At 70.4% G+C, this 22,412-nt stretch carries 20 protein-coding genes; 17 read left to right on the top strand and 3 right to left on the bottom strand.

Annotated features, from left to right (window positions below; genetic code table 11):
• Positions 1-60 precede the first annotated feature (60 nt).
• The 12 genes from ACWGJB_RS05155 to ACWGJB_RS05210 all read left to right on the top strand — a co-directional run bounded on the left by ACWGJB_RS05155 (position 61) and on the right by ACWGJB_RS05210 (position 12,789).
• A complete protein-coding gene (locus tag ACWGJB_RS05155) occupies positions 61-624 on the top strand; it encodes a hypothetical protein (protein WP_453378876.1) in 564 nt (187 codons plus the stop codon).
• 127 nt (positions 625-751) lie between these two features.
• Positions 752-1,657, top strand: coding sequence for a pyridoxal 5'-phosphate synthase lyase subunit PdxS (pdxS, locus tag ACWGJB_RS05160; protein WP_453378877.1), 906 nt, complete (start codon positions 752-754; stop codon positions 1,655-1,657).
• Positions 1,657-2,259, top strand: a complete 603-nt coding sequence (gene pdxT / locus ACWGJB_RS05165; RefSeq protein WP_360490346.1) for a pyridoxal 5'-phosphate synthase glutaminase subunit PdxT — start codon at positions 1,657-1,659, stop codon at positions 2,257-2,259. The genes pdxS and pdxT overlap by 1 nt, the downstream gene beginning before the upstream one ends.
• A 52-nt stretch (positions 2,260-2,311) precedes the next feature.
• Positions 2,312-3,064 carry a YebC/PmpR family DNA-binding transcriptional regulator gene (locus ACWGJB_RS05170; RefSeq protein ID WP_351707251.1) on the top strand — a complete coding sequence of 251 codons (753 nt, stop codon included), beginning with the start codon at positions 2,312-2,314 and terminating at the stop codon, positions 3,062-3,064.
• A 142-nt stretch (positions 3,065-3,206) separates the two neighbouring features.
• A complete protein-coding gene (gene ruvC / locus ACWGJB_RS05175) occupies positions 3,207-3,746 on the top strand; it encodes a crossover junction endodeoxyribonuclease RuvC (RefSeq protein WP_453378878.1) in 540 nt (179 codons plus the stop codon).
• Positions 3,743-4,348 carry a Holliday junction branch migration protein RuvA gene (gene ruvA / locus ACWGJB_RS05180; RefSeq protein WP_453378879.1) on the top strand — a complete coding sequence of 202 codons (606 nt, stop codon included), beginning with the start codon at positions 3,743-3,745 and terminating at the stop codon, positions 4,346-4,348. The genes ruvC and ruvA overlap by 4 nt, the downstream gene beginning before the upstream one ends.
• Positions 4,349-4,375: 27 nt before the next feature.
• Positions 4,376-5,443: a Holliday junction branch migration DNA helicase RuvB gene (ruvB, locus tag ACWGJB_RS05185; protein ID WP_453378880.1), complete on the top strand. Its 1,068-nt coding sequence runs from the start codon at positions 4,376-4,378 to the stop codon at positions 5,441-5,443.
• Positions 5,444-5,898: 455 nt separating this feature from the next.
• Positions 5,899-6,438: a preprotein translocase subunit YajC gene (gene yajC / locus ACWGJB_RS05190; protein WP_453378881.1), complete on the top strand. Its 540-nt coding sequence runs from the start codon at positions 5,899-5,901 to the stop codon at positions 6,436-6,438.
• A gap of 141 nt (positions 6,439-6,579) precedes the next feature.
• Positions 6,580-8,382, top strand: coding sequence for a protein translocase subunit SecD (secD, locus tag ACWGJB_RS05195; RefSeq protein WP_453378882.1), 1,803 nt, complete (start codon positions 6,580-6,582; stop codon positions 8,380-8,382).
• 3 nt (positions 8,383-8,385) lie between these two features.
• Positions 8,386-9,498 (top strand): protein translocase subunit SecF, encoded by a 1,113-nt coding sequence (secF, locus tag ACWGJB_RS05200; RefSeq protein ID WP_453378883.1) that lies wholly within the window; start codon positions 8,386-8,388, stop codon positions 9,496-9,498.
• Positions 9,495-10,034: an adenine phosphoribosyltransferase gene (locus ACWGJB_RS05205; protein ID WP_453378884.1), complete on the top strand. Its 540-nt coding sequence runs from the start codon at positions 9,495-9,497 to the stop codon at positions 10,032-10,034. Before secF ends, ACWGJB_RS05205 begins: the two co-directional genes overlap by 4 nt.
• Positions 10,035-10,260: 226 nt before the next feature.
• Positions 10,261-12,789 (top strand): RelA/SpoT family protein, encoded by a 2,529-nt coding sequence (locus ACWGJB_RS05210; protein WP_453378885.1) that lies wholly within the window; start codon positions 10,261-10,263, stop codon positions 12,787-12,789.
• Positions 12,790-12,859: 70 nt separating this feature from the next.
• Here the strand turns inward: ACWGJB_RS05210 and ACWGJB_RS05215 are convergent, their stop codons facing one another.
• Both ACWGJB_RS05215 and ACWGJB_RS05220 read right to left on the bottom strand, forming a co-directional pair.
• The gene (locus ACWGJB_RS05215; protein WP_453378886.1) at positions 12,860-14,089 is read right to left on the bottom strand and encodes a DUF349 domain-containing protein; all 1,230 of its coding nucleotides are present in this window, start codon (positions 14,087-14,089) and stop codon (positions 12,860-12,862) included.
• A gap of 135 nt (positions 14,090-14,224) precedes the next feature.
• Positions 14,225-15,046: a peptidylprolyl isomerase gene (locus ACWGJB_RS05220; protein WP_453378887.1), complete on the bottom strand. Its 822-nt coding sequence runs from the start codon at positions 15,044-15,046 to the stop codon at positions 14,225-14,227.
• A gap of 178 nt (positions 15,047-15,224) precedes the next feature.
• Here ACWGJB_RS05220 and ACWGJB_RS05225 point away from each other — a divergent pair, with 178 nt between their 5' ends.
• From ACWGJB_RS05225 to rpsD, 5 genes are all read left to right on the top strand, one after another.
• A complete protein-coding gene (locus tag ACWGJB_RS05225; RefSeq protein WP_453378888.1) occupies positions 15,225-15,932 on the top strand; it encodes an MBL fold metallo-hydrolase in 708 nt (235 codons plus the stop codon).
• Between the two features lie 12 nt (positions 15,933-15,944).
• Positions 15,945-17,207, top strand: coding sequence for a histidine--tRNA ligase (gene hisS, locus ACWGJB_RS05230; protein ID WP_453378889.1), 1,263 nt, complete (start codon positions 15,945-15,947; stop codon positions 17,205-17,207).
• 139 nt (positions 17,208-17,346) lie between these two features.
• Positions 17,347-18,003 (top strand): vitamin K epoxide reductase family protein, encoded by a 657-nt coding sequence (locus tag ACWGJB_RS05235; RefSeq protein ID WP_453378890.1) that lies wholly within the window; start codon positions 17,347-17,349, stop codon positions 18,001-18,003.
• 43 nt (positions 18,004-18,046) lie between these two features.
• On the top strand, positions 18,047-19,402 hold the full coding sequence (locus ACWGJB_RS05240) for a replication-associated recombination protein A (protein WP_453378891.1): 1,356 nt from the start codon (positions 18,047-18,049) through the stop codon (positions 19,400-19,402).
• 304 nt (positions 19,403-19,706) lie between these two features.
• A complete protein-coding gene (rpsD, locus tag ACWGJB_RS05245) occupies positions 19,707-20,321 on the top strand; it encodes a 30S ribosomal protein S4 (RefSeq protein ID WP_351707197.1) in 615 nt (204 codons plus the stop codon).
• Between the two features lie 27 nt (positions 20,322-20,348).
• Here the strand turns inward: rpsD and ACWGJB_RS05250 are convergent, their stop codons facing one another.
• Positions 20,349-22,301: an ATP-binding protein gene (locus ACWGJB_RS05250; protein ID WP_453378892.1), complete on the bottom strand. Its 1,953-nt coding sequence runs from the start codon at positions 22,299-22,301 to the stop codon at positions 20,349-20,351.
• Between the last annotated feature and the right edge of the window lie 111 nt (positions 22,302-22,412).

The following is a 22,412-nucleotide window of genomic DNA, read 5'->3' on the forward strand; positions in this document are numbered from 1 at the left end:
TTCGGGGCGGCGCGGGACCGACTCCCCGGGTGTGCCGATGGGCCGCTAGCGTGTGCGCCCGTGACCGCAACCCTCATCTGGACGCTCTGGATCCTCGCCGCCCTCGTCGTGACCGGCCTCTATCTGAGCTGGACCGCGGGGCGGCTCGACCGGCTGCACGCGCGCATCGACGCCGCCCGCGCCGCCCTCGACGCCCAGCTGCTGCGGCGCGCCTCCGTCGCCCAGGAGCTGGCGACCTCCGGGGTGCTGGACCCCGCCGCGTCGATCGTGCTGTACGAGGCCGCGCACGCCGCCCGGCAGGCCGAGGAGGACCAGCGGGAGGTCGCCGAGAGCGACCTGAGCCAGGCCCTGCGCGCGGTCTTCGAGCATCCGCAGCAGGTCGAGGAGGTCCGCGCGGCTCCCGGTGGCGAGGCCGCCACGAGCGAGCTGGCCGAGGCCGTGCGCCGGGTGCCGATGGCCCGCCGGTTCCACAACGACGCCGTCGGCGCGGCCCGCCGGCTGCGCGAGCACCGCAAGGTCCGCTGGTTCCGGCTGGCCGGCCACGCCCCCTTCCCGATGGCCTTCGAAATGGACGACGAGCCGCCCGCCGCGCTGGTGGACCGCGGCACCGGAGCAGCCGCCTGAGCTGCGGCGGGCCGGTCCCGGCAGGCCAAAAGGATCCACCGGCTTGCCATTGGCCCTTGCTGTGGACTGGTCCACTCGCGTTTCCTCGGTGTTTGCAGAAACCCTCTTTCACCCAGTGAGGTCACCCGTGTCCACCTTTGAGAACCAGGCCCCCGAGACCGGCACCGCCCGCGTGAAGCGCGGCATGGCCGAACAGCTCAAGGGCGGCGTGATCATGGACGTCGTCACGCCGGAGCAGGCGAAGATCGCCGAGGACGCGGGCGCCGTCGCCGTCATGGCCCTGGAGCGGGTCCCGGCCGACATCCGCAAGGACGGCGGCGTGGCCCGGATGTCCGACCCGGACATGATCGAGGGCATCATCGAAGCCGTCTCCATCCCGGTCATGGCCAAGTCCCGGATCGGCCACTTCGTCGAGGCCCAGGTCCTCCAGTCGCTCGGCGTCGACTACATCGACGAGTCCGAGGTCCTCACCCCGGCCGACGAGGTCAACCACTCCGACAAGTGGGCCTTCACCACCCCCTTCGTCTGCGGTGCCACCAACCTCGGCGAGGCGCTGCGCCGGATCGCCGAGGGCGCGGCCATGATCCGCTCCAAGGGCGAGGCCGGCACCGGCAACGTCGTCGAGGCCGTCCGCCACCTGCGCCAGATCAAGGGCGAGATCGCCAAGCTGCGCGGCTGCGACAACAACGAGCTGTACGCCGCCGCCAAGGAGCTGCGCGCCCCCTACGAGCTGGTCAGGGAGGTCGCCGAGCTCGGCAAGCTGCCGGTCGTGCTGTTCTCCGCCGGCGGTGTCGCCACCCCGGCCGACGCGGCCCTGATGCGCCAGCTCGGCGCCGAGGGCGTCTTCGTCGGCTCCGGCATCTTCAAGTCCGGCGACCCGGCCAAGCGTGCCGCCGCCATCGTCAAGGCGACCACCTTCTACGACGACCCGAAGATCATCGCCGACGCGTCCCGCAACCTCGGCGAGGCCATGGTCGGCATCAACTGCGACACCCTCCCCGAGACCGAGCGCTACGCGAACCGGGGCTGGTGATGACCACTCCCGTGGTCGGCGTACTCGCGCTCCAGGGCGACGTACGGGAGCACCTCGTCGCCCTGGCCGCGGCCGACGCCCTGGCCAGGCCGGTCCGGCGCGCCGAGGAACTCGCCGAGGTGGACGGCCTGGTCATCCCGGGCGGCGAGTCCACCACCATCTCCAAACTGGCCGTCCTGTTCGGCGTGATGGAGCCCCTCCGCGCGCGCGTGCGGGCCGGAATGCCCGTCTACGGCACCTGCGCGGGCATGATCATGCTCGCCGACAAGATCCTCGACCCGCGCTCGGGCCAGGAGACGATCGGCGGCATCGACATGATCGTGCGCCGCAACGCCTTCGGACGGCAGAACGAGTCGTTCGAGGCGGCGGTCGACGTCAAGGGCGTCGCGGGCGATCCTGTAGAGGGCGTGTTCATCCGCGCGCCCTGGGTCGAGTCGGTCGGTGCCGCGGCCGAGGTGCTCGCCGAGCACGACGGCCACATCGTCGCGGTCCGCCAGGGCAACGCGCTCGCCACGTCGTTCCACCCGGAACTGACCGGCGACCACCGTGTGCACTCCCTGTTCGTCGACATGGTGCACGCGAACCGGGCGACGGAGTCCTAGTAGGATCTCTGGCGTTCGTTGCAGAGATGGGTTACGCGAAGGAGACAGGCAGATGTCCGGCCACTCTAAATGGGCCACGACGAAGCACAAGAAGGCCGTGATCGACGCCAAGCGCGGCAAGCTCTTCGCGAAGCTGATCAAGAACATCGAGGTCGCCGCGCGGATGGGCGGCGTCGACATCGAGGGCAACCCGACGCTTTACGACGCCATCCAGAAGGCGAAGAAGCAGTCGGTCCCGAACAAGAACATCGACTCCGCGGTCAAGCGCGGCGGGGGTCTCGAAGCCGGTGGCGCCGACTACGAGACGATCATGTACGAGGGCTACGGCCCGAACGGCGTCGCGGTGCTCATCGAGTGCCTCACCGACAACCGCAACCGCGCGGCCTCCGACGTCCGCGTCGCCATGACCCGCAACGGCGGCTCCATGGCCGACCCGGGCTCGGTGTCGTACCTCTTCAACCGCAAGGGCGTCGTGATCGTCCCCAAGGGCGAGTTGACGGAGGACGACGTGCTGGGCGCGGTGCTCGACGCGGGCGCCGAGGAGGTCAACGACCTCGGCGAGTCCTTCGAGGTGCTCAGCGAGGCCACCGACATGGTCGCGGTCCGCACCGCCCTTCAGGACGCCGGCATCGACTACGACTCCGCCGAGGCCAACTTCGTCCCGACCATGCAGGTCGAGCTGGACGAGGAGGGCGCGCGGAAGATCTTCAGGCTGATCGACGCGCTGGAGGACAGCGACGACGTGCAGAACGTCTTCGCCAACTTCGACGTCAGCGACGAGGTCATGGAGAAGGTCGACGCGTAACGCCGCCGCGGGCCGAGCGATTTCGGCGGGCCGGAGGGACACATCCCACCGGCCCGCCGCTGTTGTCGGTGGCACCGGATAGCCTGCACAAACTGGGGGTACCGCCCAGCGGTAGCCGGGGAGGACGACGGGAGGGGGCGCGGTGCGTGTACTCGGGGTGGACCCGGGACTGACCCGATGCGGTGTCGGGGTCGTCGAAGGCGTCGCCGGGCGGCCGTTGACCATGGTCGGTGTCGGAGTCGTCCGCACGCCCGCGGACGCCGAACTCGGCCATCGCCTGGTCGCCATCGAGCAGGGCATCGAGCGGTGGCTGGACGAGCACCGGCCCGAATTCGTCGCCGTGGAGCGGGTGTTCAGCCAGCACAACGTCCGGACCGTGATGGGCACCGCCCAGGCCAGCGCCGTCGCCATGCTGTGCGCCGCCCGCCGGGGCATCCCGGTCGCCCTGCACACCCCCAGCGAGGTCAAGGCCGCTGTCACCGGCTCGGGGCGCGCCGACAAGGCCCAGGTCGGCGCCATGGTCACCCGGCTGCTGCGGCTGGACGCGCCGCCCAGGCCGGCCGACGCCGCCGACGCCCTCGCGCTCGCCATCTGCCACATCTGGCGGGCCCCCGCCCAGAACCGGCTCCAGCAGGCCGTCGCCCTGCACGCAGCCAACGCAACGAAAGGCCGTACGGCATGATCGCCTTCGTGAGCGGCCCGGTCGCCGCCCTCGCCCCGGACTCCGCGGTCGTCGAGGTGGGCGGGATCGGCATCGCGGTCCAGTGCACGCCCAACACCCTGTCCGGGCTGCGGATGGGCCAGCAGACCAAGCTCGCCACCTCCCTCGTAGTCCGGGAGGACTCGCTCACCCTGTACGGCTTCGCCGACGACGACGAGCGCCAGACCTTCGAGCTGCTGCAGACGGCGAGCGGGGTCGGACCCCGGCTCGCCCAGGCCATGCTGGCCGTGCACAGTCCCGACGCACTGCGCCGGGCCGTCGCCACCGGCGACGAGAAGTCCCTCATCGCCGTCCCCGGCATCGGCAAGAAGGGCGCCCAGAAGCTGCTCCTGGAGCTGAAGGACCGGCTCGGCGAACCCCTCGGCGCCCCCGCGATCGGCGCGCCGGTCAGCCAGGGCTGGCGCGACCAGCTGCACGCCGCGCTGATCGGCCTCGGCTACGCGACCAGGGAGGCCGAGGAGGCCGTCACCGCCGTCGCCCCGCAGGCCGAGGCCGCCGGAGGCACCCCCCAGGTCGGCCAGCTGCTCAAGGCGGCCCTGCAGACCCTCAACCGCGCCCGCTGACCCCACCACCGCTGAGGCACATCACTTATGAACTGGGACGACACGACCGACACCGGCGCCGACGCGGAGCGGCTGGTGGGTGCTGTCGCCGACCGTGAGGACCAGGCCGTCGAGGCCGCCCTGCGCCCCAAGGACCTCGGCGAGTTCATCGGCCAGGAGAAGGTCCGCGAGCAGCTGGACCTGGTCCTGCGGGCTGCCCGCGCGCGGGGCGCCACCGCCGACCACGTGCTGCTCTCCGGCGCCCCCGGCCTGGGCAAGACCACCCTCTCGATGATCATCGCGGCGGAGATGGGCGCCCCGATCCGCATCACCTCGGGCCCTGCCATCCAGCACGCCGGCGACCTGGCCGCGATCCTCTCCTCCCTCCAGGAGGGCGAGGTGCTCTTCCTCGACGAGATCCACCGCATGTCCCGGCCCGCCGAGGAGATGCTGTACATGGCGATGGAGGACTTCCGGGTCGACGTGATCGTCGGCAAGGGCCCCGGCGCCACCGCCATCCCCCTCGAACTCCCCCCGTTCACCCTGGTCGGCGCGACCACGCGGGCCGGCCTGCTGCCGCCGCCGCTGCGCGACCGCTTCGGCTTCACCGCGCACATGGAGTTCTACGAGCCGCGGGAGCTGGAGCGGGTGGTGCACCGCTCGGCGAACCTGCTGGACGTCGAGATCGACCCGGCCGGCGCCGCCGAGATCGCCGGCCGCTCGCGCGGCACGCCCCGGATCGCCAACCGGCTGCTGCGCCGCGTCCGCGACTATGCGCAGGTCAAGGCGGACGGACTGATCACCCGCGAGATCGCGCAGGCGGCACTGGCCGTCTACGAAGTCGACGAGCGTGGCCTCGACCGGCTCGACCGCGCGGTCCTGGAGGCCCTGCTCAAGCTCTTCGGCGGCGGCCCGGTCGGTCTGTCGACGCTGGCCGTCGCGGTGGGGGAGGAGCGCGAGACGGTCGAGGAGGTCGCCGAGCCCTTCCTGGTCCGCGAGGGCCTGCTCGCCCGCACTCCACGCGGCCGTGTCGCCACCCCCGCAGCCTGGGCGCACCTGGGCCTGACGGCCCCCCGGGGGACGGGATCGGGCCAGCAGGACCTGTTCGGCGCCTGACACCGGGCGAACGCCCGGATCCCACCGCGGACGGCCCCGTCGGCGCCGCCGTCACACCGGCCACCGGACGCGCCGGGCCCGGCCGTCACACCCGCCACCGGATGCGCGTGCCGGGGGCTTCCTGGCCGGCGTCGGACCTGATGTGTCCGCTCTCGGCGTCCGGCGTCGGACGTGCCGTGCCCGGTCTGCGTGTCTGCGGCGGGATGTGTCCCGTCTCTCCCTTACCCCCGGCCCCGGTATTCGGCCGCCCGCCCCGCGGGGCCCGTGGGCAGACGTGATCTCTTCGTGACGGCGGGGCATTGGCGGGCGCAGGAACCCAGGTGCCATGCTGAGCGTTGTTCCATGCGCGCGGACTCGCTTAGACTCCGCCGATGCTGCCTTTGCGGGCGGCGCCGACCACACCCCCATCATCCAGGCCGCTCACTGCCGCGGCTGCGCGAAGGAAATTCCGTCTCGTGAATACCTTGCCTCTTCTTTTCTTCATCGTTCTTATCGCGGCCATGTTCCTGATGACGCGTTCCAACAGGAAGCGTCAGCAGCAGGCCAAGCAGATGCGGAACGAGATGCAGCCCGGCAGTGGCGTCCGCACCATCGGGGGCATGTACGCGACGGTCAAGGAAGTCAACGAGGACACGGTCCTCCTCGACGCCGGCCCGGGCATCGACCTCCTCTTCGCGAAGAACGCGATCGGCGCCGTGCTCACCGACGACGAGTACAACCGCATCGTGCACGGTATCGAGCACGACCTGAAGTCCGACACCGACATCGTCCCGGACGACGCCTCCTCCCTCACCGAGACCGACGACGAGCCCGCCGGCACCGCCGCCGCCTCCGGCGACAAGACCGTCGACTTCGGAAAGAAGGACGTGGCCGACGAGAAGGCCGACGAGAAGGCCGAAGACACGGTCGAGGACAAGGCCGAGGAGGCGGAGCCCACCGAGGCGAAGGCCGACGAAGAGCCGAAGAAGACCGACGGCGACTCCGACGCGAAGTAGCCGTGTCCCGGGGAGCACGGCGCCCATCACCCGCGTCGGCCGCACCCCGGGCGCGTCTGTTTCCCGGACGGGATCCCGACACCATGTCATGGCCGACCGCACCGACCAGGCGCGCGGCGGCCCGAGAGGGAGTACGAGAAGGTGGCAGCACCTAAGAGGGGCCGGAGCGCGAGCGCCCAGAGCAAGCCAGGGCGCTCGCTGGCCTTGATCCTGATCGCCATCGTGGCGCTCACCGGAGGGATGTTCCTCTCCGGAAACACCACTCCGCGTCTCGGTATCGACCTGGCCGGTGGTACGAGCATCACGCTTCAGGCGAAGAACGAGCCGGGCCAGCCCAACGCGATCAACAAGACCAACATGGACACCGCGGTCGCCATCATGAACCGCCGTGTCAACGGTCTGGGCGTGTCCGAAACGGAGGTTCAGACCCAGGGCACCAGCAACATCATCGTCAACATCCCCAAGGGCACGAACTCCGCAGAGGCCCGTCAGCAGGTCGGCACCACCGCGAAGCTGTACTTCCGCCCGGTCCTGGCCCAGGAGGCCAGCGCGGGCGCCGCGTCGAGCGCCTCCCCGAGCGCGTCGTCCAGCGGCAGCGCCGGCGCCTCCCCGAGCACGACCGCGAGCCCGTCGAGCAGCGCCTCGGGGTCCCAGAAGGCGACCGGGTCCTCCTCCGCCTCGCCGTCGTCCTCGGCCACCTCGCAGGGCCGTGCGGTCACCGACGCCCTGAAGGCCGACTCCACGCCGTCGTCCTCGGCGTCCGCCTCCCCGTCGGCGAGCCCCTCCGCCTCCTCCTCGGCCGACGCGAGCGCCTCCGCCGCGGCCTCGAAGCTGGAGGCCGAGTACACCGCGCTGGACTGCTCCAAGGCCGCCCAGCGCGCCACCGCCGGCAAGGCCGCCAAGCCCACCGACACCACGGTGGCCTGCGGCCAGGTCAACGGCGCCTGGTACAAGTACGTGCTCGGCCCGGCCCGCGTCGACGGCACCGACGTCAAGAAGGCCCAGGCCGTCTTCGACACGCAGGGCGCCTCCGGCTGGCAGGTCCAGATGACCTTCACCTCCGGCGGAGCCAAGAAGTTCGCGGACGTCACCGGCGAACTCGCGAAGAACGCCCAGCCGCCGCAGAACGAGTTCGGCATCGTCCTCGACGGCGAAGTCGTCTCCAGCCCGACCGTGAGCCAGTCCATCACCGGCGGCCAGGCGGAGATCTCCGGCAGCTTCACCCAGGAAGAGGCCCAGAGCCTCTCCAACGTGCTGTCGTACGGCGCGCTCCCGCTGTCCTTCAGGACGGAGAGCGTCACCACCGTCACCGCCGCGCTCGGCGGCCAGCAGCTGCACGCCGGTCTGCTGGCCGGTGCCATCGGCCTCGCCCTGGTCATCATCTACCTGGTGGCCTTCTACCGCGGTCTGTCGCTCGTCGCGATCCCCTCGCTGCTGGTGTCCGCGATCCTCACCTACACGATCATGGCGCTCCTCGGCCCCACGATCCACTTCGCGCTGAACCTGCCGGCCGTCTGCGGTGCGATCGTCGCGATCGGCATCACAGCGGACTCGTTCATCGTGTTCTTCGAACGCATCCGGGACGAGATCCGCGAGGGCCGCACGCTGCGTCCCGCCGTCGAGCGGGCCTGGCCGCGCGCCCGGCGCACCATCCTGGTCTCCGACTTCGTGTCGTTCCTGGCCGCCGCCGTGCTGTTCATCGTGACCGTCGGCAAGGTCCAGGGCTTCGCGTTCACCCTCGGTCTGACCACCGTGCTCGACGTGGTCGTCGTCTTCTTCTTCACCAAACCGCTGATGACGCTCCTCGCCCGGCGTAAGTTCTTCGCCAGCGGCCACAAGTGGTCCGGGCTCGACCCGAAGGGCCTGGGCGCCAAGGCGCCGCTGCGCCGCACCCGCCGTCCCGCCGGTCCCGTCGCCGGCCCTGCCGACCCGAAGGAAGCGTGAGCGATGTCGAAACTCGGCAACCTCGGCGCCCGGCTCCACCGCGGCGAGATCAGCTACGACTTCATCGGCAAGCGCAAGATCTGGTACGGCATCTCCATCCTGATCACCATCACGGCCATCGTCGGCCTGGCGGTGCGCGGCCTGAACATGGGCATCGACTTCCAGGGCGGCGCCGTCTTCACCACCTCCAAGACCAGTGTCTCGGTGGCCCAGGCGGAGACCTACGCGTCGCAGGCCTCCGGCCACGAGGCGGTCGTGCAGAAGCTCGGCACGGGCGGTCTGCGCATCCAGATCGCCGGCATGGACACCGCGAAGTCGGACGCGACCAAGGCCGAGCTGGCCAAGGACATGAAGGTGGACCCGGAGTCCATCAACTCCGACCTGGTCGGCCCGAGCTGGGGTGACGAGATCGCCAACAAGGCCTGGGAAGGCCTCGGCATCTTCATGGTCCTCGTGGTGATCTACCTGGCGATCGCCTTCGAGTGGCGGATGGCGCTCGCGGCCCTGGTCGCGCTGATCCACGACATCACCATCACGACCGGTATCTACGCCCTGGTCGGCTTCGAGGTGACGCCCGGCACGGTCATCGGTCTGCTGACGATCCTCGGTTACTCGCTCTACGACACGGTCGTCGTCTTCGACAGCCTCAAGGAGCAGACGAAGGACATCACCAAGCAGACCCGCTTCACCTACAGCGACATCGCCAACCACTCGATCAACGGCACCCTGGTCCGTTCGATCAACACCACGGTGGTCGCGCTGCTGCCGGTCGCGGGCCTGCTGTTCATCGGTGGTGGCTTCCTCGGCGCGGGCACGCTCAACGACATCTCGCTGTCGCTGTTCGTCGGTCTCGCCGCCGGTGCCTACTCGTCGATCTTCATCGCCACGCCGCTCGTCGCCGACCTCAAGGAGGCCGAGCCGCAGATGAAGGCCCTGAAGAAGCGCGTCCTCGCCAAGCGCGCCCAGGCCGCCGCCGAGGAGGAGATGGCCGAGGCCCGGGTCGGTGGCCCGGAGGGACCCGAGGACGCCTCTCCGGCCGTCGTCGGCCCGCGCAACCAGCCCGCCTCCCCCCGCAACCGGGGCGGCCGCGGGCGTCCTTCGGGGAAGCGCCGATGACGGACATCAGGGAGCTGCTGCTCAGCCGTATCCGGGACGTCGCGGACTACCCGGAGCCGGGCGTGATGTTCAAGGACATCACCCCGCTCCTGGCGGACCCGGCCGCGTTCACCGCGCTGACCGACACCCTCGCGGAGATCGCCGGGCGCACCGGTGCCACCAAGGTCGTCGGCCTGGAGGCCCGGGGCTTCATCCTGGGCGCCCCGGTCGCCGTCCGGGCCGGCCTCGGCTTCATCCCGGTCCGCAAGGCGGGCAAGCTCCCCGGGGCGACCCTGAGCCAGGCCTACGACCTGGAGTACGGCTCGGCCGAGATCGAGGTGCACGCCGAGGACCTCGGCGGGAACGACCGGATCCTGATCGTCGACGACGTGCTCGCCACCGGCGGCACCGCCGAGGCCTCGATCCGGCTGATCCACCGTGCCGGCGCCGAGGTGGCGGGCGTCGCGGTCCTGATGGAGCTGGGCTTCCTGGGCGGCCGTGCCCGCCTGGAGCCGGCCCTGGACGGAGCGCCGCTGGAGGCTCTCCTCCAGGTCTGAGCGTCGTACAACTGATCGAACGGCCGTCCTTCGGGGGCGGCCGTTCGCGTTTGCCCGGGGCCCTCGCAACCCCCAGGACACCCCGGTGGAATCCCTCGGCAGCCTCCCGTGTTACTTCCGTATACGGTTCTCGGTTCGGCCTGCAGGCGATGACATGGCCCAGGATCGCTACCATGGGCACTCCGGAGCCTGACCGGGGGACCCGGATCGCGCACGAGGAGCCCTCTTGCCAGACGAGGCCCAGCCACTGACCGCCGCCAAGCCCGAGCCTGCCTCGGCGCCCGCGGCCAAGCCCGCGCCGAACGTGTCGCAGACGAAGAACGACACCCGTGGGCCGGTCGAGCACGCCCAGTCCGCGCCCGCCGAGAAGTCGGCCGAGACCTCGCGCCCCAAACCGGCCCCGGCCGAGCGCCCCACGAGCCGCCCCAACAGCGGCCAGCCCGCGCGCACCGGCTCCTCCAACCGCGTCCGTGCCCGCCTCGCCCGTCTCGGCGTGCAGCGCGCCAACCCGTACAACCCGGTCCTGGAGCCGTTGCTGCGCATAGTCCGCAGCAACGACCCCAAGATCGAGAACGCCACGCTGCGCCAGATCGAGCGCGCCTACCAGGTCGCCGAACGCTGGCACCGCGGCCAGAAGCGCAAGAGCGGCGACCCGTACATCACCCACCCGCTCGCGGTGACCACGATCCTCGCCGAGCTGGGCATGGACCCGGCGACCCTGATGGCCGGCCTGCTGCACGACACCGTCGAGGACACCGAGTACGGCCTGGAGGACCTGCGCCGCGACTTCGGTGACGTCGTCGCGCTGCTCGTCGACGGTGTGACCAAGCTGGACAAGGTCAAGTTCGGCGAGGCCGCGCAGGCCGAGACCGTGCGCAAGATGGTCGTCGCCATGGCCAAGGACCCGCGCGTCCTGGTCATCAAGCTCGCCGACCGCCTGCACAACATGCGCACCATGCGCTATCTCAAGCGCGAGAAGCAGGAGAAGAAGGCGCGCGAGACCCTGGAGATCTACGCGCCGCTCGCCCACCGCCTGGGCATGAACACCATCAAGTGGGAGCTGGAGGACCTCGCGTTCGCGATCCTCTACCCCAAGATGTACGACGAGATCGTCCGGCTGGTGGCCGAGCGGGCGCCGAAGCGTGACGAGTACCTGGCCATAGTGACCGACGAGGTCCAGGCCGACCTGCGTGCCGCCCGCATCAAGGCGACCGTCACCGGCCGCCCCAAGCACTACTACAGCGTCTATCAGAAGATGATCGTCCGCGGTCGCGACTTCGCGGAGATCTACGACCTGGTCGGCATCCGCGTCCTGGTGGACACGGTCAGGGACTGTTACGCCGCCCTCGGCACGGTGCACGCGCGATGGAACCCGGTCCCCGGCCGGTTCAAGGACTACATCGCGATGCCCAAGTTCAACATGTACCAGTCGCTGCACACCACGGTCATCGGCCCCAACGGCAAGCCCGTCGAACTCCAGATCCGCACCTTCGACATGCACCGCCGCGCCGAGTACGGCATCGCCGCGCACTGGAAGTACAAGCAGGAGGCCGTCGCCGGCGCCTCCAAGGTCCGTACCGACGTGCCGAAGTCGTCCGGCAAGGGCAAGGACGACCACCTCAACGACATGGCGTGGCTGCGGCAGTTGCTGGACTGGCAGAAGGAGACCGAGGACCCCAGCGAGTTCCTGGAGTCCCTGCGCTTCGACCTGTCCCGCAACGAGGTCTTCGTCTTCACCCCCAAGGGCGACGTCATAGCGCTGCCGGCCGGGGCCACCCCGGTCGACTTCGCGTACGCCGTGCACACCGAGGTCGGCCACCGCACCATAGGCGCGCGGGTCAACGGCCGCCTGGTGCCGCTCGAATCCACCCTGGACAACGGCGACCTCGTCGAGGTCTTCACCTCCAAGGCACCCGGCGCGGGCCCCTCCCGCGACTGGCTGGGCTTCGTCAAGTCACCGCGTGCCCGCAACAAGATCCGCGCCTGGTTCTCCAAGGAGCGCCGGGACGAGGCGATCGAGCAGGGCAAGGACGCCATCGTCCGCGCGATGCGCAAGCAGAACCTGCCGATCCAGCGCATCCTCACCGGTGACTCGCTGGTCACGCTCGCCCACGAGATGCGCTACCCGGACATCTCCTCGCTCTACGCGGCGATCGGCGAGGGCCACGTGGCCGCGCAGAACGTCGTGCAGAAACTGGTGCAGGCGCTCGGCGGCGAGGAGGCGGCCACCGAGGAGATCGACGAGGCGGTCCCGCCGTCCCGCGGCCGCCGCAGCAAGCGGCGCAGCAGCCAGGACCCCGGTGTGGTGGTGAAGGGCGTCGACGACGTCTGGGTCAAGCTCGCCCGCTGCTGTACGCCCGTACCCGGCGACCCGATCATCGGATTCGTCACCCGCGGCAGCGGTGTATCGGTTCACCGCAGCGACTGCGTCAACGTGGAGTCACTGTCCCGGGAACCGGAGCGCATCCTCGACGTCGAGTGGGCGCCCACCCAGTCCTCGGTCTTCCTGGTCGCCATCCAGGTCGAGGCCCTGGACCGGTCCCGGCTCCTGTCGGACGTCACCCGCGTCCTGTCCGACCAGCACGTCAACATCCTCTCCGCGGCCGTCCAGACCTCCCGCGACCGGGTGGCCACCTCCCGCTTCACCTTCGAGATGGGCGACCCCAAGCACCTGGGCCACGTCCTGAAGGCCGTACGGGGCGTGGAGGGCGTCTACGACGTCTACCGGGTCACGTCGGCCCGCAACCGGTCCTAGCGCCCGGCATACGACGAGAGGGGCCCCGTACACGGCGTACGGGGCCCCTCTCGTCGTATCCGCTCGGCGCTCAGCCGCCGAACTCCTGCAGGCCCTTCAGAGCCTGGTCCAGGAGCGCCTGGCGGCCCTCAAGCTCACGCTCCAGCTTGTCCGCCTTGGACGTGTTGCCCTGGGCGCGGGCCTGGTCGATCTGCGTCCTCAGCTTGTCCACCGCGGCCTGCAGCTGGCCGGTCAGACCCGCGGCACGCGCGCGTGCCTCCGGGTTGGTCCGGCGCCAGTCGGCCTCCTCGGCCTCCTGGATGGCCCGGTCGACCGTGTGCATCCGGCCCTCGACCTTGGGACGCGCGTCGCGCGGCACATGGCCGATGGCCTCCCAGCGCTCGTTGATCGAGCGGAAGGCGGACCGCGCGGACTTCAGGTCCGTGATCGGCAGGAGCTTCTCGGCCTCGGCGGCCAGCTCCTCCTTCAGTTTCAGGTTCTCCGTCTGCTCCGCGTCCCGCTCGGCGAAGGCGGACCCACGGGCCGCGAAGAACACGTCCTGGGCGCCGCGGAAGCGGTTCCACAGGTCGTCCTCGTGCTCGCGCTGGGCGCGGCCGGCGGCCTTCCACTCCGTCATCAGCTCGCGGTAGCGCGCGGCCGTCGGACCCCAGTCCGTCGAGTCCGACAGCGACTCGGCCTCGGCGACCAGCTTCTCCTTGGCCTTGCGGGCGTCCTCGCGCTGCGCGTCGAGCTGCGCGAAGTGCGCCTTGCGGCGCTTGGAGAACGCCGACCGGGCGTGCGAGAAGCGGTGCCACAGCTCGTCGTCCGACTTGCGGTCCAGGCGCGGCAGCCCCTTCCAGGTGTCCACCAGCGCGCGCAGCCGCTCACCGGCCGACCGCCACTGGTCGGACTGGGCCAGCTGCTCCGCCTCGACGACCAGGTCCTCCTTGGCCTTGCGGGCCTCGTCGGACTGTTTGGCACGCTGCGCCCGACGCTCCTCGCGACGCGACTCCACGGTCTTCACCAGCTCGTCGAGCCGGCCCCGCAGCGCCTGCAGGTCACCGACCGCGTGGTGCGCCTCCACCTGCTCGCGCAGATGGTCGATGGCGGCCTGGGCGTCCTTCGCTGACAGGTCGGTGGTCCGTACTCGCTTTTCGAGGAGGCCGATCTCGACAACCAGGCCCTCGTACTTGCGCTCGAAGTAGGCCAGCGCCTCGTCAGGAGAGCCGGCCTGCCAGGAACCGACGACCTGCTCGCCGTCGGCCGTACGCACGTACACGGTCCCCGTCTCGTCGACGCGGCCCCACGGGTCGCTGCTCACAGCGCCTCCTCCACATGATGCCCGCGAGGGGCCTCAGCGCCCCCGGGCATCGTCCACAGTTTCGTCACGGCCAACATAGGCGACCGGCGGGTTGCCTGTCCGCATCCCGCGCGACCGAAGTTTCGCAGTTGGACCTCAGGATTTCGTGACCGTCGCCTTGTTGATGACGACCGTCGCGTTCGGGGCTCCGTCACCGCCTCCGGTGCTCTCGCCGGCGGCCGCGATTTTCTTGAGGACCTTGAGTCCGGCGGCGTCCACCGTGCCGAACGGGGTGTAGCTCGCCGGCAGCTGGCTGTCCTGGTAGACCAGGAAGAACTGGCTGCCGCCGGTGTGCTTCTGACCGGTGTTGGCCATCGCGATCGTGCCCGCCGGGTAGACCCCGCCCGCCAGGCTTTTGTCCTTCAGGTTCTCGTCGGGAATCGTGTACCCGGGACCGCCGCTGCCGGTGGCCGTCGGGTCGCCGCACTGCAGCACGTAGATGCCGTTGGTGGTGAGGCGGTGGCACTTGGTGTGGTCGAAGTACCCCTTGGCCGCGAGGAAGTCGAACGAGTTCACCGTGTGCGGGGCGGCCGCCGTCTTCAGCGCGACGTCGATGTCACCGCAGGTCGTCGCCAGCTTCATGGTGTAGTTCGCCGACGTGTCGATCGTCATCGCCGGCTCCTTCTTCCAACTCAGCTTCTTCACCGAGCCGGCGGCGGCCTTCGCGCACGGGTCCGGCGCCTTGCTGGCGCTGGGCGAGGCGCTGGGCGTCGTCTGCGAGCTGGCGTTCGCCTTGTCGTCGCCCTTCAGGAAATTGGTCGTGTACAGCAAGACGCTGCCGATCACGATCACGCCGAGCACGGACGCGATCACGGAGTTGCGCATGCGTGACTTGCGGCGTGCGCTGGTACGCCGCTGCTGCTGCCGCAAGAACTTCTCCCGGGCGAGCTGACGCCGCCGCTGCTCCTGGGTGACCACCGGGTTCTCTCCTCATGCGTGTCGTATGTCGACCGGTACGCGTGCGTCCTGTGCGCTGTGTGAGCCGACCACTGCGTGTAGCCCCGTACCGTATATGGGTTCGCTGAGGAAACGGCAGCGCCGGTAGGCTCTGGACCACAGCTTGTAGCCACCCGAATCGACACAACGAAGGACGATCGTGCTCATTGCCGGGTTCCCCGCCGGGGCCTGGGGGACGAACTGTTATCTCGTCGCCCCCGCCGCCGGTGCGGAGTGCGTGATCATCGACCCCGGCCACCAGGCCGCCGAAGGCGTCGAGGAAGCACTGAAGAAGCATCGGCTCAAGCCCGTCGCCGTCGTCCTCACCCACGGCCACATCGACCACGTGGCCTCGGTCGTCCCCGTGTGCGGCGCGCACGACGTGCCGGCCTGGATCCACCCCGAGGACCGGTACATGATGAGCGACCCCGAGAAGGCGCTCGGCCGGTCCATCGGCATGCCGCTGATGGGCGAGCTGACGGTGGGGGAGCCGGACGGCGTGTTCGAACTGGCCGACGGCGCGAAGCTGGAGCTGGCCGGACTCGAACTCTCCGTCGCGCACGCACCGGGCCATACCAGAGGGTCGGTGACCTTCCAGATGCCGGAGACGGACGACATCCCCTCGGTCTTCTTCTCGGGCGATCTGCTCTTCGCCGGCTCCATCGGACGCACGGACATGCCGGGCGGCTCCATGGACGACATGCTGGCCTCGCTGGCCCGTGTCTGCCTGCCGCTCGACGACTCCACCGTGGTGCTGTCCGGCCACGGCCCCCAGACGACCATCGGCCAGGAGCGCGCCACCAACGCCTATCTGCGGCAGGTGGCGGCCGGCCTCGGGAGCGTGGACGCTCCCCGACGAGGAATGTGACGAGAGAGCTTCGTGAGTACCTTCCAGGCCCCCAAGGGCACCTACGACCTGATCCCGCCGGAGAGCGCCAAGTACCTGGCCGTCCGTGAGGCGATCGCCGCGCCGCTGCGCAACTCCGGCTACGGCTACATCGAGACCCCCGGCTTCGAGAACGTGGAGCTGTTCGCGCGTGGGGTGGGCGAGTCGACCGACATCGTCACCAAGGAGATGTACGCGTTCGAGACGAAGGGCGGTGACAGGCTGGCGCTGCGCCCCGAGGGCACCGCGTCCGTCCTGCGCGCCGCCCTCGAGGCCAACCTGCACAAGGTCGGCAACCTTCCCGTCAAGCTCTGGTACTCCGGCTCGTACTACCGCTACGAGCGTCCGCAGAAGGGCCGTTACCGTCACTTCTCGCAGGTCGGTGCCGAGGCGATCGGTGCGGAGGACCCGGCGCTCGACGCCGAGCTGATCATCCTGGCCGACCAGGCGTACCGCTCGCTGGGCCTGCGGAACTTCCGCATCCTGCTGAACAGCCTGGGCGACAAGGAGTGCCGTCCGGTGTACCGGGCCGCGCTCCAGGACTTCCTGCGCGGTCTGGATCTCGACGAGGACACCCTCCGCCGAGCGGAGATCAACCCGCTCCGGGTCCTGGACGACAAGCGGGAGTCGGTCCAGAAGCAGTTGGGCGGTGCCCCGCTGCTCCGTGACTACCTCTGCGACGCCTGCAAGGCGTACCACGAGGAGGTCCGCGACCTGATCACGGCCGCGGGCGTGGCCTTCGAGGACGACCCGAAGCTGGTCCGGGGCCTGGACTACTACACCCGTACGACCTTCGAGTTCGTCCACGACGGTCTGGGATCCCAGTCCGCGGTGGGCGGCGGCGGCCGCTACGACGGCCTCTCCGAGATGATCGGCGGCCCCGAGCTGCCCTCGGTGGGCTGGGCGCTCGGCGTCGACCGCACGGTCCTCGCTCTGGAGGCCGAGGGCGTGGAGCTGAACCTGCCCTCCGCCACCAGCGTCTTCGCGGTCCCGCTCGGCGAGGAGGCCCGCCGGGTCCTGTTCGCCAAGGTCACGGAGCTCCGCCGGGCGGGCGTAGCGGCGGACTTCTCCTACGGGGCCAAGGGCCTCAAGGGCGCGATGAAGAACGCCAACCGCAGCGGGGCCCGCTACACGATCGTCGCCGGCGAGCGCGACCTCGCCGAGGGCGTCGTCCAGCTGAAGGACATGGAGTCCGGCGAGCAGACGCCGATCGGCGTGAACGAGATCGTGGCGGAGCTGGAGTCGAGGCTGGGTTGAGCCCGCCGGAGTGAGGGGGCGCGAGTCCCCTCACTTCCGTACTTCCTTATGTCCACCGAACGGTGGACAGGGCGCCCCGTGCGGCACAATGGCCCCTGCCCGAAGAAGTTCCAACTCTCAAACAGACGGAATCGGCGTGATGAGCAAGACGACACTCAACGACGTCTCCACCGAGCCCGAGCCCGAGCACGCCTCCGCAGCACCGCGTACCGAGGGCGGCAGCATCGCCTTCGGTCTGCTGCTGATCATCACCGGCGCCGCCGGCCTGCTGGCCGCCTGGGTCATCACGATCGACAAGTTCAAGCTGCTGGAAGCCAAGGTCGAGGGCAAGACGTTCACCCCCGGGTGCAGCCTCAACCCGGTCGTCTCCTGCGGCAGCGTCATGGAGTCCAAGCAGGCCGCCGCCTTCGGCTTCCCGAACCCGATGCTCGGCCTGGTCTGCTACGGCATCGTCATCTGCGTCGGCATGAGCCTGCTGGCCCGCGCCCGCTTCCCGCGCTGGTACTGGCTGACCTTCAACTTCGGCACCCTCTTCGGCGTCGCGTTCTGCACCTGGCTGCAGTTCCAGTCCCTGTACCGGATCAACGCGCTGTGCCTGTGGTGCTCGCTGGCCTGGGTCGCCACGATCACCATGTTCTGGTACGTGACCTCCTTCAACATCCGCAAGAGCTTCCTGCCGGCCCCTAACTGGCTGAAGTCGTTCTTCGGCGAGTTCACCTGGGTGCTGCCGGTCCTGCACATCGGCATCATCGGCATGCTGATCCTGACCCGCTGGTGGGACTTCTGGACCAGCTGACAGCGCGCGCCGCGTTGTCAGTGCGGTGATTTAGGGTTTCAGCGTGGAACCCGACCTGTTCACCGCAGCAGCAGAAGAACGCCAGGAGAAGGACCCGACCGGCAGCCCCCTGGCGGTACGGATGCGCCCGCGCACCCTCGACGAGGTGGTGGGCCAGCGGCATCTGCTGAAGTCGGGGTCCCCGCTGCGCCGACTGGTCGGCGAGGGCTCCGGCGGCCCGGCCGGCCCCTCCTCGGTGATCCTCTGGGGCCCGCCCGGCACCGGCAAGACCACCCTCGCGTACGTCGTCTCCAAGGCGACCGACAAGCGGTTCGTGGAGCTCTCCGCGATCACCGCGGGCGTCAAGGAGGTCCGCGCGGTCATCGACGGCGCCCGCCGCGCCACCGGGGGATACGGCAGGGAGACCGTCCTCTTCCTCGACGAGATCCACCGCTTCAGCAAGGCCCAGCAGGACTCCCTGCTTCCGGCCGTAGAGAACCGCTGGGTCACCCTGATCGCCGCGACCACCGAGAACCCGTACTTCTCGGTGATCTCCCCGCTGCTCTCCCGCTCCCTGCTGCTCACCCTCGAACCGCTCACCGACGACGACGTCCGCGGCCTGCTCAGAAGGGCCCTGACCGACGAGCGCGGCCTGAAGGACTCCGTCACCCTCCCCGAGGACACCGAGGAGCACCTGCTGCGGATCGCCGGCGGCGACGCCCGCCGCGCCCTGACCGCCCTGGAGGCCGCCGCCGGAGCCGCTCTCGACAAGGGCGACACGGAGATCGGCCTGGGGACCCTGGAGGAGGTCGTCGACCGGGCCGCGGTGAAGTACGACCGGGACGGCGACCAGCACTACGACGTCGCCAGCGCTCTCATCAAGTCCATCCGGGGCTCCGACGTCGACGCGGCTCTGCACTACCTGGCCCGGATGATCGAGGCCGGCGAGGACCCCCGCTTCATCGCCCGCCGCCTGATGATCTCCGCCAGCGAGGACATCGGCCTCGCCGACCCCAACGCGCTGCCCATAGCGGTGGCCGCCGCCCAGGCCGTCGCCATGATCGGCTTCCCCGAGGCCGCCCTCACCCTCAGCCACGCCACCATCGCCCTCGCCCTGGCCCCCAAGTCCAACTCCGCGACGACGGCGGTCGGCGCGGCCCTGGAGGACGTACGCAAGGGACTGGCCGGACAGGTGCCCCCGCATCTGCGCGACGGTCACTACAAGGGCGCCGCCAAGCTGGGGCACGCACAGGGGTACGTCTATCCGCACGACCTGCCCGAGGGCATCGCCGAGCAGCAGTACGCGCCGGACCCGATCAAGGACCGCGAGTACTACAACCCGACCCGGCACGGCTCGGAGGCCCGCTACGCGGACGCGGTCGAGTGGACCAGGAAGCACCTCGGTCGCAGGCGGTCCTGAGCAGCCTGTAGAATCCCTGGAAGCGCTGAGTCCCGCGCTGTCAGAGCGGGACAGTCGGCCGGAGCCTCCGTAAGGAGGTTCCAGGAGCGTCGCGCACCGTCGAACGGTGTCGCGGGCAGCCCACCACCACTCGCCGCACGGCGGGACCGGTCGGTGGGCCACTCGCGTGCTGCACGTATGTGCCCAGACCAGGGGAGCGGCTGCCCACCAGGCCCGGCAACGGGTTCCGGCGGGTTTCCCCGGCTGCGGATTGCGACCTCCCTTAACCCTGACGAGCCGGATATCAGAAGGAAGAAAGAGACAAGTGGCGAACCAGTCCCGCCCCAAGGTCAAGAAGTCGCGTGCCCTCGGCATCGCGCTGACCCCGAAGGCCGTCAAGTACTTCGAGGCCCGTCCCTACCCGCCGGGTGAGCACGGCCGCGGCCGCAAGCAGAACTCGGACTACAAGGTCCGTCTGCTCGAGAAGCAGCGTCTGCGCGCGCAGTACGACGTGTCCGAGCGCCAGCTCGTCCGCGCCTACGAGCGTGCCTCCAAGGTGCAGGGCAAGACCGGTGAGGCCCTGATCATCGAGCTGGAGCGTCGCCTCGACGCGCTGGTCCTGCGTTCGGGCATCGCCCGCACGATCTACCAGGCCCGCCAGATGGTCGTCCACGGCCACATCCAGGTCAACGGTCAGAAGGTCGACAAGCCGTCCTACCGCGTGCGTCCGGACGACGTCATCCAGGTCCGCGACCGCTCGAAGGACAAGACGCTCTTCCAGATCGCCCGTGAGGGTGGCTTCGCCCCCGACGGCGAGATCCCGCGCTACCTGCAGGTGAACCTCAAGGCCCTGGCGTTCCGCCTGGACCGCGAGCCGAACCGCAAGGAAGTTCCGATCATCTGTGACGAGCAGCTCGTCGTCGAGTACTACGCCCGCTGATCCCAGCCCCGGCGCAGCACTCCAGCGTCAGCCCGCCGTCTCCCCGCCCTTCCGGGTGGGCGAGGCGGCGGGCTTCCGCGTACCGGGACCGTCCCGCCGCTCCCGTACCGGCCCGCGCGGCGACGGCAGCGCGTCCAGCGGCCGCACCCCGAAGTACTCCAGTGCCCGGGCCACCGCCGCCTCCCTGTCCAGCAGACCCCCCTGCCGTACGCACTCCGCGTACCGCTCCTCGCCCAGCGCCCGCCGGGCCGTCGCCTCGCACAGTTCGTGCGGGGCGTTGTAGTAGGCCGAGCCGAACAGCGGCAGCCCCACCGACGGCCACATCCGCGCCGCCGCGCCCTGCAGCACCGCCGCCTCCGTCGGATCGCCCTCGGCCACCGTCACCAGGGCAAGCAGCTCGATCGACAGCACCGAACCCAGCAGATCGTGGAAGCCGTGCGCATGGCCGAGGCAGTCGGTCAGCAGCTCGCGGGCGCCCGTGTGGTCGCCGTCCCGCCAGGCCGCGTACGCCAGCACATACAGCGCGTACGACCGGGCCCAGTGCTCGCCGTGGTCCTCGCACACAAGGCGCACGTCCTCGCACAGCCGTACCGCCTCCGGCAGATCGCCGAGAAACGCCAGGGTCATCGCCAGCTCGACCTGGCCCATCAGGACATTGCTGTTGAGCTCGCCGATCTCCCGGTAGCGGCCGAGCGCGGAGCGCAGCAGCGTTTCCGCGCGGGCCATGTCATCGGTGACCAGGGCCAGACAGCCGGTGCGGTGCTCCGCGTACGCCACCGCCGTGGGGTCGGCGACCAGCTCGGCCTCTTCCCGGCACTCCTGGAGTGCGGCCAGCGCGGGCACCGCGTCGCCCTGCAGGATCGTCACGTAGCCGAGCACCCACAGCGCCTTCAGCCGGGACCGCGGGTACTCCGAGTCCAGCTGCAGACTCAGCTCCAGCCAGCGCCGCCCCTCCGAGAGCCGCCCGCAGCCCGCCCAGTAGAACCACAGCGAACCCGCCAGATACTGGCCCAGATGCGCCTCGTCCGGCTCGGTCAGGCAGTGGTCCAGGGCGGCCCGCAGGTTCGGCAGCTCGGCCTCGACGCGCGCGGCCACCTCGCTCTGCCGCGGCGAGAACCAGTCCAGCTCGCACCAGGTCGCCAGCCCCATGAACCAGTCGCGGTGCCGGCGCCGCAGCCGCCCCGCGTCCCCCGTCGCCGCCAGCCAGTCGGCGCCGTACGCCCGTACGGTGTCGAGCATCCGGTAGCGCACACCCGCCGGGGTCTCCTCCCGGGACACCACCGACTGCCCGAGCAGCTCCGCCAGCACGTCCAGGACGTTCTCGGGCGACAGCCCGTCCCCGCCGCACACGTACTCGGCGGCCTCCAGGTCGAAGGTCCCCGCGAACACCGACAGCCGCGCCCACAGCAACCGCTCGGCGGGGGTGCACAGTTCATGGCTCCAGCCGATCGCCGTGCGCAGCGTCTGATGACGGGGCAGACCGTCGCGCCCGCCGCCGGTCAGCAGCCGGAACCGGTCGTCGAGCCGCTCCAGGAGCTGCCCCGGCGACAGCGCCCGCAGCCGGCCCGCCGCCAGCTCGATCGCCAGCGGGATCCCGTCAAGCCGCCGGCACACCTCGCGTACCTCCGCACGGTCCCGGACCTCCAGTCCCTGCCGCTCGGCGCGCTCGGTGAACAGCTCCACCGCCTCGTCCTCGCCGAGCGGCGCCAGCGGGAACAGCCGCTCACCCGCCACGCCCAGCGGCCGCCGCCCCGCCGTCAGCACGGACAGGTCAGGCAGCCGCCGCAGCAACTCGGCCACCAGGTCCGCGCACCCGTCGACCAGGTGCTCGCACCCGTCGAGCAGCAGCAGGCAACGGCGGCCGGCCAGGTGCTCCAGGAGCGTCTCGCGCGGCAGCCGGGTGGTGTGGTCGGTCAGGCCCAGTGCCTCCATGACCGCGTACTCCACGAACTCCGGATCGCGCACCGCGGCCAGCTCCACCCGCCACACCCCGTCCCGGGGGGGGGGGCGGGGGGGGGCCACCGCGGACGGACCGCGCCGGGATCACACCCCACCACCCCCCCCCCAGAGAACCCACCAGCCCCCACGGCG

The organism is Streptomyces sp. NPDC054813, from assembly GCF_053611365.1.

Bases quoted from the DNA above. Each gene is read 5' to 3' on its own strand.
- pdxT (WP_360490346.1), top strand. From the start codon at position 1,657: ATGACCACTCCCGTGGTCGGCGTACTCGCGCTCCAGGGCGACGTACGG.
- ACWGJB_RS05170 (WP_351707251.1), top strand. From the start codon at position 2,312: ATGTCCGGCCACTCTAAATGGGCCACGACGAAGCACAAGAAGGCCGTG.
- ruvA (WP_453378879.1), top strand. From the start codon at position 3,743: ATGATCGCCTTCGTGAGCGGCCCGGTCGCCGCCCTCGCCCCGGACTCC.
- ruvB (WP_453378880.1), top strand. From the start codon at position 4,376: ATGAACTGGGACGACACGACCGACACCGGCGCCGACGCGGAGCGGCTG.
- secF (WP_453378883.1), top strand. From the start codon at position 8,386: ATGTCGAAACTCGGCAACCTCGGCGCCCGGCTCCACCGCGGCGAGATC.
- ACWGJB_RS05205 (WP_453378884.1), top strand. From the start codon at position 9,495: ATGACGGACATCAGGGAGCTGCTGCTCAGCCGTATCCGGGACGTCGCG.
- ACWGJB_RS05235 (WP_453378890.1), top strand. From the start codon at position 17,347: ATGAGCAAGACGACACTCAACGACGTCTCCACCGAGCCCGAGCCCGAG.